Raw genomic sequence first — 12,618 nt, forward strand, 5'->3', positions numbered from 1 at the left:
ATGTGGCTTACTCGGTCTTGCCCGTGATTGCCGAAGTCAGCCGTCGCAATGGCATCCGTCCTTCCCGTCCGCTGACGATGGCGGTTATCGCTTCCCAATTTGCGATTGTCGCCAGCCCGATTGCCGCCGCCGTTGTTGCCTGCGTCACCATGCTTGAGCCGCAACACATCACGATGGCGGACGTGTTGAAAGTTACCGTTCCGTCCACGATTTTGGGTATCGGTTTGGCTTGCGTGTTTGTAAACAAACTGGGCAAAGAGTTGAAAGACGATCCGCATTATCAGGCTTTGCTGAAAGACCCGAACTATGTGAAAGAATACATCGATGTGGAGGAACAACAAACCGATGTTGCCATTTCGCCGAAAGCCAAATTGTCGGTCGGTATTTTCTTGACTGCGGCATTGCTGGTGGTCGTGATGGGTGCGCTGCCTGAGTTGCGTCCGGCTTTTGAACACGATGGCGCGATCAAGCCTATGGGCATGGCGCATACGATTGAAATCGTGATGTTGTCTGCTTCTGCGCTGATTATCTTGGCGTGTAAACCCAATGGCGATGCGATTACCCGAGGTTCGGTATTCCATGCCGGTATGCGTGCCGTGATTGCGGTGTTTGGCGTGGCTTGGTTGGGCGATACCTTGATGAACGGCCACTTAACAGAAGTAGAATCGACCGTCAGCCATTTGGTTGAGTCTGCACCATGGACCTTTGCCTTTGCCCTGTTTGTCTTGTCGGTATTGGTCAACAGCCAAGGCGCGACAGTGGCAACGCTATTTCCAATCGCCATCAAACTGGGTATTCCTGCGCCCATCATTATCGGCACATTCGTTGCGGTAAACGGCTATTTCTTTATACCAAACTACGGCCCGATTATTGCCGCTATCGACTTCGATACAACCGGCTCGACCAAAATCGGCAAATTTATCTTCAACCACAGCTTCATGATTCCGGGCCTATTGAGCATGGCATTCAGCTTAGCCATCGGTTTGTTGTTGGTTCAGCTGTATTATTGATAGGCTGAAAAATAAAGGCCGTCTGAAATTAAATTTCAGACGGCCTTTTTGATATTGTTATTCGAGAGCTTAATTGCAGTATTTATTGACGTCGTTTTGGTATTGTTTAATCAGGCTGTCACGATTGGCCAAGCGTGCGCTTTCGGCGACTTGGCGGTTGATTTTGGCGATTTTGCAGTTTTCCAGCTTGTTTTGGCGGTTTTGCTCTTCGATTTTTTTATTGCGCTCTTCGATTTGTTTGTTTTGTTCCGCAACCTGTTCGTTGGGCTGCTCGGCAACCGGCTCAGATGCTGCAACAGCAGGTGCAACGGCAGGTTTGACGTTGTGCGTGCGGATGTTGACTACCCCGGAACGCTTCGGTTGCAGGCGGTTTGGCGTATCGGAATAGCTGTTGCCCGACGTGCCTTTCCAAGTGTAAACCTCGGCCGCGCCGGTCAGGGCGGCGGAAGAGAGAAGGGCTGCTGTCAGACAGGTTTTGAGTGCGGAAGATTTCATGGATTTCCCTTATGTAAATGATGTTCTCATTCGACCTATTTTACTTGAAACTGCAATGCGTTGGCATATTTTTGTACTGCGGATCAAATCATGTAAAAAAATAACGTTAAAACATGTATTGCCAATGTTAGCATCAAGCCGGTGTGATATAATGCCGTGCATCTTGCACAAACTGAAAGACCGAGCATCATGCGTATTGTAGAAAAAGCCTATACTTTCGACGACGTTTTGTTGGTTCCAGCGCACTCAAACGTGCTGCCTCGAGATGTCAAACTTCAAACCAAACTCACCCGCGATATCACGCTCAACCTCCCTCTACTTTCTGCTGCAATGGATACCGTTACCGAAGCGCGTCTGGCCATCTCTATGGCTCAAGAAGGCGGCATCGGCATTATCCATAAAAACATGACGCCGGAGTTGCAAGCGCGTGCCGTTTCCAAAGTGAAGCGCCATGAGAGCGGCGTGGTGAAAGATCCCGTTACCGTTGCACCGACCGCATTGATCCGCGAAGTTTTGGAAATGCGTGCACAACGCAAACGCAAAATGTCCGGTCTGCCTGTTGTTGAAAACGGCAAAGTGGTCGGTATTGTAACCAACCGCGACCTGCGTTTTGAAAACCGTGTCGATCTGCCGGTTTCTGCTATCATGACCCCCCGCGACCGTTTGGTTACCGTTCCTGAAGGTACCAGCATCGATGAAGCCCGCGAAATCATGCATGCGCACAAGGTGGAGCGCGTTTTGGTGTTGAATGACCAAGACGAACTCAAAGGTCTGATTACAGTTAAAGATATTCTGAAAACAACCGAGTTCCCTAATGCCAACAAAGATGCCGAAGGCCGTCTGCGCGTCGGTGCCGCGGTGGGTACCGGCGGCGATACCGAAGAGCGTGTCAAAGCATTGGTGGAAGCAGGCGTGGACGTGATTGTGGTCGATACTGCCCACGGCCATAGCCAAGGCGTTATCGATCGCGTGCGCTGGGTCAAAGAAACTTATCCGCACATTCAAGTCATCGGCGGCAACATCGCGACTGCCCAAGCCGCTTTGGATTTGGTGGCCGCCGGTGCGGATGCCGTTAAAGTCGGTATCGGCCCGGGCTCGATTTGTACGACCCGTATCGTGGCCGGCGTGGGCGTGCCTCAGCTGACTGCGATTCACAATGTTTCCGAAGCCTTGAAAGGTACAGGCGTTCCCCTGATTGCCGACGGCGGTATCCGCTTCTCCGGCGATATTGCCAAAGCTCTGGCAGCAGGTGCATACAGCGTCATGCTCGGCGGTATGTTTGCCGGTACGGAAGAAGCACCGGGCGAAATCGAACTTTACCAAGGCCGCTCTTACAAGTCTTACCGCGGCATGGGTTCATTGGGTGCGATGAGCCAAGGCTCTGCCGACCGCTACTTCCAAGACAAAACCGACAGCACAGACAAATATGTTCCTGAAGGCATTGAAGGTCGTGTACCTTACAAAGGCCCGATTGTGAACATCATCCACCAACTGACCGGCGGTCTGCGCTCCAGCATGGGTTACTTGGGTTGCGCCAATATTGCTGAAATGCACGAGAAAGCAGAATTTGTGGAAATCACTTCTGCCGGCATGAGCGAATCCCACGTTCACGACGTACAAATCACTAAAGAAGCGCCTAACTACCATCGTTAAATCACTATAAAAAGGTCGTCTGAAAATATTTCAGACGGCCTTTCTGTTTTTATAAGGTTTTAAAAATGAAGAGAATATTGCTTGCCGCCGTTTGGCCTCGTGTTTCAGGTTGGGTATTTGCAGAATTTACCGAATAATTGGGAAGACGAACGCTTCATGTGCTGAAATGACATGTATCAACTAGTACGTTCTGATCAGGGCGATTAAACCAAGTTTCAGACGGCCTTTTAAAAATCGTATTACAATAAGCCAAAATTAAAAACACATTCCATTATGTCCAAAAAAATCCTGATTATTACCCCAAGCTGGATTGGCGACTGCGTCATGACCCAACCGCTTTATCGTCGTTTGCATGAGCTGTATCCTGGCTGCACCATTGATGCTTTTGCCCCCAAATGGTCGATGGCCGTATTTGAGCGTATGCCTGAAATCAACCGTGTGATGGAAAATCCGTTTGGACATGGTGCGTTGGAATTGAAAAAACGCTGGCGTATCGGGCGTGAATTGGGAAAAGAAGGCTATGATCAAGTGATTGTTTTGCCCGGTTCGCTCAAATCCGCCATCATTGCCTTGGCTACGGGTATTAAACAGCGTACGGGCTACGTCGGCGAATCACGCTATTTTTTGTTGAACGATATCCGTAAGTTGGATAAGGCCGCGTTGCCTCTGATGGTTGACCGCTATACTGCGCTGGCGCATCCGACCCAAGCGGATTTTAACGGGCATTCCGATAATCCGTGTTTCACGATTGATCCTGAAAGCCGTCAAGCCGCTTTGTCAAAACATGGTTTGGCGACGGATAAACCGATTTTGGCATTTTGTCCCAGTGCGGAATATGGCCCGGCCAAGCGTTGGCCTGAGCGTCATTTTGCCGAACTTGGCCGCCGCTATTTGGCTGAAGGTTGGCAGGTTTGGCTGTTTGGTTCGCAAAAAGATTTCGATATTGCAGATGAAATCAACCGACTTTCAGACGGCCTGTGTACCAATCTTTGCGGCAAAACCAATCTTCCTGAAGCCATTGATCTGTTGTCTTGCGCCGATACGGTCGTGTGCAACGACAGCGGTCTGATGCATCTTGCGGCCGCGCTTGATCGGAAATTGGTTGCGGTTTACGGCTCATCCAGCCCTGACCATACGCCGCCTCTAAGCCAAAAGGCAAAAATCGTCAGCTTGAATTTGGATTGTTCGCCATGTTTTAAACGCGAATGTCCGTTAGGGCATACGGATTGTTTGAACAAGCTGACGCCGGATATGGTGCAAAAAGCAGCGGAAGAGCTGGCTCGTTCGGCGTAATCCAATAAAGCTTAGATGGAAAGTAGTAAAGGGCAGATTTGAGTCTGCCTTTTGATTTTTCATTTCTTTGATTTCTTAACGAAAGGCCGTCTGAAAATTATATTTCAGACGGCCTTTTTTGGTTTCAATATATCCGATTATTTTTGATGCAGATTGTAAACGTATTCGACTTCTTCGCGGCTGCCCATGAATACGGCAACACGTTGGTGCAGGCCGGTAGGTTGGATGTCGAGCATGGCTTCGATGGCGTTGTTTGATGCGCCGCCGGCTTGTTCCATAAGCAGGCTCATCGGGTTGGCTTCGTACATCAGGCGCAGTTTGCCCGGTTTGGATGGGTCGCGTTTGTCTTGCGGATACATGAATACGCCGCCGCGCATCAGGATGCGGTGGATTTCGGCAACCATGCTGGCTACCCAGCGCATATTGTAGTTTTTGCCGCGTACGCCGGTTTCGCCTGCCAGCAATTCGTCAATGTATTGTTGAACAGGGGCGAACCAATGTCTTTGGTTGGACATATTGATGGCGAATTCTTTAGTAGACTCGGGAACGCGCGGATTTTCTTTGGTCAGCAGGAATTGGTTGGCATCGTCCAGAGTGAAGACGAACACGCCGTGACCGACAGTCAGTACCAGTTGTGTTTGCGGACCGTATAAAACATAACCTGCGGCCACTTGGTCGCGGCCTTTTTGCAGGAAGGACTCGGTAGTTAATGCGCCTTCTGGTTTCGCCAAGATGGAGAAGATGGTGCCGACGGAGATGTTGACGTCGATATTGGAAGAGCCGTCCAACGGGTCAAACAATACCAAATAGCCGCCGTTTTCGTGTGTGGCGACATAGGTGTCTTCTTCTTCGCTGGCAAGGCCTGCGATGTTGGCATTGGCTTTTAAAACATCAATCATGATGTTGTTGGCAATGACGTCAAGTTTCTTTTGGTCTTCGCCTTGGATGTTGCCGGTACCTGCCATGCCCAAAACGCCGGAAAGCGCGCCGAGGCGGACTTTGGCGTTGATGTCCAAACAGGCGGCGGCTACGGATTCCAGTACGCTGGCCAGCTCTTGCGGCAGTTTGTGTTCGGGCAGGTGTTGGGCTAAGAATTGGTTCAGTGTCTTCATGGTTTCACTCTTTTCCTAAGTTTGAATCGAATATTTTTCAATTTCAGGCCGTCTGAAAACGGCGTGTTCATTTGGTTTTGCTCTCGGCCATGCCTAAAACTTCTTTAGTGCAGGCGATGCTGGTGTCTTTGATGCGTTTTTTCAGCTCGTCGCTGATGGAGTCGCTGCCGCCCAAAAGCGATGTCGCTTCTTCAGGATTGATTTGGTCGACTGTTTTTTCGCCGATGCAGCGGCAGATTTTTTCAGTGGTCGCGGAATCAAACGGGCTTTTTCCGGAGGCTTTTTCTACGCAGGCTTCGGTTGCCGAGCGGACAAATTCGGTGCGGAAACTTTGGGTAAATTCTTCTTTAAATTCGTTTTTTGCTGATTCGCTGCACGCGCAGAGCAGGAGTGTGCAGGCTAGGGGTGTGCGTATATTCATGAGTGGACGGCCGTTAATTGTTATGTTGTGAATTGTAGTGGAAAAAGGCTTAAGTATAAAGGGTTAAGGCCGTCTGAACAGGTATGGCGGCAAAATCAAAGCGTTTGGGTATACGTTCAGACGGCAGTGTTTATTTCGTTTTGCTTTCCAATACATAATGCGCGCCGACATCTTGCGCCAAAATTTTGGCAAGTTCGGGCAGATTGTTTTGCAACTGTTCGGCAAGCATATAGGGCGGGTTGATGACGAACATGCCGCTGCCGTGCATACCGAAGCCGTCGCTGCGCGGCGTATGGACATGAAGCTCGGCGTGCAGATAATTGTCGGGAGCGATTTTTTTGAGTTCGTCCGGAAGTTTGCGGCTTTCTTCGCGGCTCAAGCAGGGATACCAAACCATGTAGCAGCCGGTTTCAAAGCGTTTTAAAGCATCTTTCAAGACTTGGACGACACGGCGGTAGTCTTGTTTTTCTTCGTAGGGCGGATCAATCAAGACGGCGGCGCGGCGCGGCGGAGGAGGCAGAAGTGAAATCAAACCTTGATAACCGTCCGCTTGGCTGACCTGCACTTTACGCGCAGGGCGAACTTCGCGCATATTGTTTTGTAAATGGACAAAATCGGCAGGGTGCAGCTCAAAGAGGCGCATTTTGTCGCTGTCGCGCGTGAGCGCCTGTGCTAGCCAAGGCGAGCCGCAGTAAAGGTTGTCTTGCGGCAGTATTTGTTTCAGACGGCCCACAAATTCGGCCAATTCGGCAGGCAGCTTGTCAGCTTGTTCCAAGAGCACAAAGCCTTGTTTGTATTCGCCGACTTTTTGCGCTTCATCGCCGCTCAAATCATACAAACCGGCACCGCTGTGCGTATCGATATACCAATAGGGCTTGTCTTTGCGGTTGAAATATTCGAGGACGAGGAAGAGGGTAAAGTGCTTGAGCATATCGGCATGGTTGCCGGCATGGAAGGCGTGGCGGTAGCTGAGCATGATCGGGCTGCGGAAATAAAAATTCGATTATACCCCAAACCATCGCCATCACCGCTTTCAGACGGCCTTTGTGCCTGGAAAATGCTACAATATCCGCCTTATCGTACCATCGGAAAGAAGACATCATGTTTACAGGCATCGTACAAGGTATGGGCAAAATTACAGACATCGCCCAACCTTCGCCCGACTTTCGTACCCACACAGTTGAGCTGCCCCCCGAAATCGCCGACAATCTGCAAACCGGCGCCTCTGTCGCCAACAATGGTTGCTGCCTGACCATTACCCGAATCGACGGCAACAAAGTCAGCTTTGATTTGATGGACGAGACCTTACGTAAAACCAATCTCGGCAGCTTGAAAGTCGGCGACAGTGTCAATTTGGAACGCGCGGCGCGGTTTGGCGATGAAATCGGCGGCCATGTAATGAGCGGCCATGTGATGGCGGTTACCCGAATTTCCCGAATTGAATCAAGCGAGTTCAACCGTACAGTTTGGTTTGAGCTGCCGGAAAACCTCAAGCCCTACATCCTGACCAAAGGCTTTGTCGGTTTGGACGGTTGCAGCCTGACCATAGGTGAAATCAGCGACAGCGAATTTTGCGTACACCTGATTCCGGAGACTTTGGAGCGCACCCTGTTTGGCAGCCGCAAAGAAGGCGACCTCATTAATATTGAAATCGATCCGCAAACCCAAGCCGTTGTCGATACCGTGATGCGAGTATTGGCGCAAAAGGCCGTCTGAAAAAAAGAAAGCCGAAATGAAATTATCCAATTTTTTGAAAAAAGCGAATTCCGTTTTAAACCGTCTGGATTTAATCCTGCCTGACGAAGCCGGTAAAACCGACTGGCGCGCTTTGGCCTACCGTTGGCACAGCGTGGGCAAAAAAGGCATTTTGGAAAGCCTGCCACGTCCGCATACGTTTCCTTTGAGCAGATTGGCGGCAGTCGGTTCGCAAACCGACAGGCTGAAACGCAATACCGAGCAATTTTTGGCAGGCCGTCCGGCAAATAATGTCTTGATGACCGGCGCACGCGGTACGGGCAAATCTTCCTTGGTTAAAGCGTTGTTACACGAATACGCCGAGCGCGGCCTGCGACTGATTGAGGTGGATAAAAGCGATTTGATCAGCTTACCGGCTTTGTTGACGCTGTTGTCTGAGCGTCCCGAGAAATTTATCGTTTTCTGCGATGATTTGTCGTTTGAAACCGGTGATGAGACCTATAAAGCCTTGAAAACTGCTTTAGACGGCGGACTGTCGCAACGTTGCACCAATGTTTTGGTTTATGCCACTTCCAACCGCCGTCATTTAATTCCTGAATACATGGATGAAAACGGCGGTACTACGGGCACTCGCGGCGAAATTCATCAGAAAGAGGCCGTCGAGGAGAAAATCTCCCTTTCCGACCGCTTCGGTTTGTGGCTGAGTTTTTATCCTTTCGATCAAAACGATTATTTGACCGCCGTAGCCAACTGGTTGGAAGATTTCAATGTTCCTTTTGATGACACGGCACGCCAAGCCGCGTTGCAATGGGCGCAAATGCGCGGCAGCCGTTCAGGCCGTTCGGCATGGCAGTTTGCCTGCGACTGGGCAGGTCGGTTGCCGGAAGAAAGAGTGCTGGATTAAGGCGAAAAAAGCAAAGGCCGTCTGAATATGGTTTCAGACGGCCTTTTTGTATTTTTATTTATCCATCAGCGCAAGCATGAAGACAACCATTGCTGGCGTTGGCGCGGATTGAGCAGATGGTAGAGGCGGTATTGGATTTCCATTTCATCTACCGCATAGTCCATGCTGGAGAGGTAGCGGTTTTCAACATAATCGCGGGCGGCGTTTGAGTCGAATGAGTCGCCGGAGAGGATTTTGATGATGGTTTGACGGCGGTTGCGGTCGGAGCGTACAGTTTTACGGTAGGCTTTATCGTTGATTTGTTTGAAATCGGTACGCAGGCGGCGCAGGGCGGCGTGTTGGTCGGCGGATAAATTGAGCTGTCGGATGTCGCAATTCGGGTGAAAGTCGTCCAAAGTGGCCAGAAACGGACCGGCATGTGCAGGCAGACTGGAACAGAGTAGGGCAAGTGCTAAGAAAATAAAAGTCGGATAGCGGGAAAGTGCAACAGACACGGTGTTTTCCTAATGTTTCATCAGGTTTGGAAATATAACCGATAAGCGTGTGAAAGGCAGTATCAATGCAGTTAACTTTTGTTAATGATGTTAGATTTTTTTGAATGTGTATGTAATCTAATAATTTATTTTCAAAGCCTTACTATGTGATTATAAGTTTCATTAATGTATATGAAATGTAAATTCACAAAAATGACGGCAGAGACGTTGTCGGCGGCATACAACATAGGGTTAAAAATGCGATAATGACAAAGGAACACACTTTAGGAGAATAAACATGACCGACTACCGTATTGCCCCCAGTATTTTGTCTGCCGATTTTGCCCGTTTGGGCGAAGAGGTTGCCGAAGTTATCCGCGCGGGTGCGGATTTGATTCATTTTGACGTGATGGACAATCATTATGTGCCGAATCTGACTTTCGGCCCTATGGTTTGTGCGGCTTTGAAACCGTATGCAACCGTGCCGGTCGATGTGCATTTGATGGTTGAGCCGGTGGACGATTTGATTCATGCGTTTGCCAAATCCGGTGCCAATATCATTACCTTTCATCCCGAAGCCAGCCGCCATGTCGACCGCAGCTTGGGTTTGATTAAAGAATACGGCTGTCAGGCAGGCTTGGTATTGAATCCTGCTACGCCGGTTAATATTCTGGAAAACGTTTTGGACAAACTGGATATGGTGTTGCTGATGTCGGTCAACCCGGGCTTTGGCGGGCAAAGCTTTATCCCGAATACGCTGGTGAAAATCCGCAAAGTGCGCGAGATGTTGGACGAGTATGAACGGCAAAGCGGCCGCCATATCGCATTGGAAGTCGATGGCGGCGTGAAGACAGACAATATTGCTGAAATTGCGGCTGCAGGTGCGGATACGTTTGTGGCCGGTTCGGCGATTTTTGGCAAACCGGATTACAAAGCCGTTATCGATGAAATGCGTCAACAGTTGGCGCAAGTCGGATAACTAAGCCGGGATATTCTTGGTTTTTCAAACTTTGGAATAACAATATTGAATATTAAAGGCCGTCTGAAATGATTTTCAGACGGCCTTTTGCTTTAGCCTAAACCCTTACAGCGGCCATTTCAATGCAGGATTGCTTTCAATGACTGCTTTGAATTGGTTTTGGATACGTTCAATCGCTTCTTGCGTATCCGCTTCAAAACGCAATACCAAAATCGGCGTGGTATTGGAAGCACGCATTAGGCCGAAGCCGTCAGGGAATTCAACGCGCAAGCCGTCGATGGTAATGATTTCGGTCGCACCTTCAAACTTGGCATTGGCAGCCAGTTCTTCAATCACTTTGTGGCCGTTGCTGCCTTCCGGCAGGTCAATGTTGAGTTCCGGAGTGGAAATGCTTTGCGGCAGCTTGTTCAACACTTCGGACGGATTGTCGAAGGCAGACAGGATTTCTAAGAGGCGTGCGCCGGCATACATACCGTCGTCGAAGCCGTACCAGCGTTCTTTAAAGAAGATGTGTCCGCTCATTTCGCCGGCAACCAGTGCGCCGGTTTTTTTCATGGTGGACTTGATGAAGCTGTGGCCGGTTTTTTCCATCACAGGATCACCGCCGTGTTCTTTAATCCAAGGTGCGAGCAGGCGGGTGGATTTGACGTCGAAAATCACTTTGGCTTTAGGATTGCGGCTCAACACGTCTTGCGCGAAAAGCATCAGTTGGCGGTCTGGATAGATGATGTTGCCGTCTTTGGTCACCACGCCCAAGCGGTCGGCATCGCCGTCAAATGCCAAGCCGATTTCGGCATCGCCGTTTTTGAGCTCGACGATGAGGTCTTGCAGGTTTTTCGGTTTGGAAGGGTCGGGGTGGTGATTAGGGAAGTTGCCGTCCACTTCGCAGAAAAGTTCGGTTACTTCGTTGCCCAAGCCTTTGTAGAGTTTGCCCGCGAATGCGCCCCCGACACCGTTGCCCGCGTCGATGGCGATTTTCATCGGGCGTTTGAGCTTGATGTGGCCGACGATGTTGTTGTGGTATTCGCCAGAGATGTCTTTTTCGGTTACGCTGCCTTGTTTGTCGGCGGCAACAAAACCGTCTTTTTCAACAATGGCTAAAAGTTCTTGAATGGCTTCGCCTGCGAGCGTGTCGCCGCCGAGCATCATTTTGAAACCGTTGTAATCAGGCGGATTGTGGCTGCCGGTAATCATCACACCGCTGCCGCCACATTCGTTGATGGCCGCGAAGTAGAGCATAGGGGTGGCAACCATGCCGACATTGAGGACGTCGATGCCGCTGTCTGTGAAACCGCGTTGAATCTGCGCCATCAGGCCGGGGCCGCTCAAGCGTCCGTCGCGGCCGAGTGCGATGCGGGTAATGCCTTTTTCGGAGGCTTTGGTGGCAATGGCTTTGCCGATTAAGTAGGCAGCTTCGTCAGTCAGAGTTTTACCGACGATGCCCCGGATGTCGTAGGCTTTGAAAATGTCGCGGGCGATATTTGCCATGTGGATTTCCTTTGAATTTAAGGGAAAATAATAGGCGTTATTCTAACACGGCTAAAAGGCCGTCTGAAGAATTCAGACGGCCTTTTGTCGTTACATCAAAGAACAGTGTTGCTTGGACGAATCAATTGTTGAAAGTGTTGCACTGGTTGATGTCGCCGCTTTCCAAACCGCGCTTGAGCCAAGTCATGCGTTCTTCGGACGAGCCATGAGTAAAGCTGTCGGGAACGACATAGCCCTGAGCCTGTTTCTGCAAGCGGTCATCACCGACGGATTCGGCAGCAAGCATGGCTTTTTGAATGTCTTCGGCTTTGAAGATGTTGTTGTTGACGGCGTAGTGTCCCCAAATACCGGCGAAACAGTCGGCCTGCAATTCGAGTTTGACGGAAAGGGCATTGGCCTCTTTCTTGCCGACTTGCTGTTGCATTTTGTGGACTTTAGGCAGAATGCCGAGCAGGTTTTGAACGTGATGGCCGACTTCATGGGCAATAACGTAGGCAAACGCAGCATCGCTGGCAGATTTGAGTTTGGTGCGCATGTCTTCGTAGAAACTCAAATCCAAATAAACTTTTTGGTCGCCCGGGCAGTAAAACGGACCCATGGCAGATTGGCCCGTACCGCAGGCGGTGGACGTGCCGCCTTCATACAACACCATGGTTGCCGGTGTATAGCGTTGGCCGTGTTGTTGGAAATATTTGCTCCATGCTTTTTCCGTATCGGCAAGGACGACGCGGGACAGTTCGTTCAACTCGGCTTCTTGTTGGCTGTCGAGTCGGGAAGCTTGCTGGGTAGGAATGCCCATCGAAGATGAGCCGCCAACCAAACCGCTCAAATCCACGCCGTAATATGCGCCGACCAAAACCACGATAATGCCGAGTATGCCCGGTGTTTTGCCGCCACCGCCGCCACTGCTTCCGCGGCGATCTTCGACGTTTTGGCTTTGTTCACGACCTTTCCAATCCATAATGCGAATCCTGTGTAGTTTTCATGCGGCGGATTATACTATGGAATGTCAAATGTGTTTGATCGAATTGTGAATATTGCTTGAGGCCGTCTGAAAATGCGACATCGGGAAAGTGAAAACGGCAGTATCTTTCA

The 12,618-nt window shown here is 50.2% G+C and carries 13 protein-coding genes; 6 read left to right on the forward strand and 7 right to left on the reverse strand.

Annotation, left to right across the window (positions count from 1 at the left end; genetic code table 11):
• Positions 1-1,010: anaerobic C4-dicarboxylate transporter family protein (locus ACTHUE_RS05200; protein ID WP_440403091.1), on the forward strand; the 1,010-nt coding region annotated here is incomplete at its 5' end.
• Between the two features lie 69 nt (positions 1,011-1,079).
• Here ACTHUE_RS05200 and ACTHUE_RS05205 read toward each other — a convergent pair.
• Positions 1,080-1,505: a DUF4124 domain-containing protein gene (locus ACTHUE_RS05205; protein WP_070460916.1), complete on the reverse strand. Its 426-nt coding sequence runs from the start codon at positions 1,503-1,505 to the stop codon at positions 1,080-1,082.
• A gap of 189 nt (positions 1,506-1,694) precedes the next feature.
• Here ACTHUE_RS05205 and guaB point away from each other — a divergent pair, with 189 nt between their 5' ends.
• Both guaB and waaF read left to right on the forward strand, forming a co-directional pair.
• The gene (gene guaB / locus ACTHUE_RS05210; protein ID WP_049344697.1) at positions 1,695-3,158 is read left to right on the forward strand and encodes an IMP dehydrogenase; all 1,464 of its coding nucleotides are present in this window, start codon (positions 1,695-1,697) and stop codon (positions 3,156-3,158) included.
• A 273-nt stretch (positions 3,159-3,431) separates the two neighbouring features.
• On the forward strand, positions 3,432-4,451 hold the full coding sequence (waaF, locus tag ACTHUE_RS05215) for a lipopolysaccharide heptosyltransferase II (RefSeq protein WP_440361180.1): 1,020 nt from the start codon (positions 3,432-3,434) through the stop codon (positions 4,449-4,451).
• Between the two features lie 137 nt (positions 4,452-4,588).
• Here waaF and ACTHUE_RS05220 read toward each other — a convergent pair whose 3' ends face one another.
• The 3 genes from ACTHUE_RS05220 to ACTHUE_RS05230 all read right to left on the reverse strand — a co-directional run bounded on the left by ACTHUE_RS05220 (position 4,589) and on the right by ACTHUE_RS05230 (position 6,960).
• Entirely contained in the window at positions 4,589-5,563 is a 975-nt protein-coding gene (locus ACTHUE_RS05220) for a class 1 fructose-bisphosphatase (RefSeq protein ID WP_049344695.1), read from the reverse strand.
• A 67-nt stretch (positions 5,564-5,630) separates the two neighbouring features.
• Positions 5,631-5,984: a hypothetical protein gene (locus tag ACTHUE_RS05225; RefSeq protein WP_049344694.1), complete on the reverse strand. Its 354-nt coding sequence runs from the start codon at positions 5,982-5,984 to the stop codon at positions 5,631-5,633.
• Positions 5,985-6,114: 130 nt separating this feature from the next.
• Positions 6,115-6,960, reverse strand: a complete 846-nt coding sequence (locus ACTHUE_RS05230) for a 23S rRNA (adenine(2030)-N(6))-methyltransferase RlmJ (RefSeq protein WP_049344693.1) — start codon at positions 6,958-6,960, stop codon at positions 6,115-6,117.
• A gap of 125 nt (positions 6,961-7,085) precedes the next feature.
• Here ACTHUE_RS05230 and ACTHUE_RS05235 point away from each other — a divergent pair, with 125 nt between their 5' ends.
• Both ACTHUE_RS05235 and ACTHUE_RS05240 read left to right on the forward strand, forming a co-directional pair.
• On the forward strand, positions 7,086-7,700 hold the full coding sequence (locus ACTHUE_RS05235; protein WP_049344692.1) for a riboflavin synthase subunit alpha: 615 nt from the start codon (positions 7,086-7,088) through the stop codon (positions 7,698-7,700).
• A 16-nt stretch (positions 7,701-7,716) separates the two neighbouring features.
• Positions 7,717-8,583, forward strand: coding sequence for an ATP-binding protein (locus tag ACTHUE_RS05240; RefSeq protein WP_049336551.1), 867 nt, complete (start codon positions 7,717-7,719; stop codon positions 8,581-8,583).
• Between the two features lie 65 nt (positions 8,584-8,648).
• Here the strand turns inward: ACTHUE_RS05240 and ACTHUE_RS05245 are convergent, their stop codons facing one another.
• The gene (locus ACTHUE_RS05245) at positions 8,649-9,077 is read right to left on the reverse strand and encodes a Spy/CpxP family protein refolding chaperone (protein ID WP_049336552.1); all 429 of its coding nucleotides are present in this window, start codon (positions 9,075-9,077) and stop codon (positions 8,649-8,651) included.
• Between the two features lie 277 nt (positions 9,078-9,354).
• Between ACTHUE_RS05245 and rpe the strand changes: the two genes are divergently transcribed.
• On the forward strand, positions 9,355-10,035 hold the full coding sequence (rpe, locus tag ACTHUE_RS05250) for a ribulose-phosphate 3-epimerase (RefSeq protein ID WP_070625401.1): 681 nt from the start codon (positions 9,355-9,357) through the stop codon (positions 10,033-10,035).
• A gap of 105 nt (positions 10,036-10,140) precedes the next feature.
• Here rpe and ACTHUE_RS05255 read toward each other — a convergent pair whose 3' ends face one another.
• Together ACTHUE_RS05255 and ypfJ are read right to left on the reverse strand one after the other, a co-directional pair.
• Positions 10,141-11,523, reverse strand: coding sequence for a phosphomannomutase/phosphoglucomutase (locus ACTHUE_RS05255; RefSeq protein ID WP_440361179.1), 1,383 nt, complete (start codon positions 11,521-11,523; stop codon positions 10,141-10,143).
• Positions 11,524-11,644: 121 nt separating this feature from the next.
• Positions 11,645-12,484: a KPN_02809 family neutral zinc metallopeptidase gene (gene ypfJ / locus ACTHUE_RS05260; protein ID WP_004519832.1), complete on the reverse strand. Its 840-nt coding sequence runs from the start codon at positions 12,482-12,484 to the stop codon at positions 11,645-11,647.
• Between the last annotated feature and the right edge of the window lie 134 nt (positions 12,485-12,618).

The sequence above is a fragment of the Neisseria sp. P0021.S005 genome, assembly GCF_051956955.1.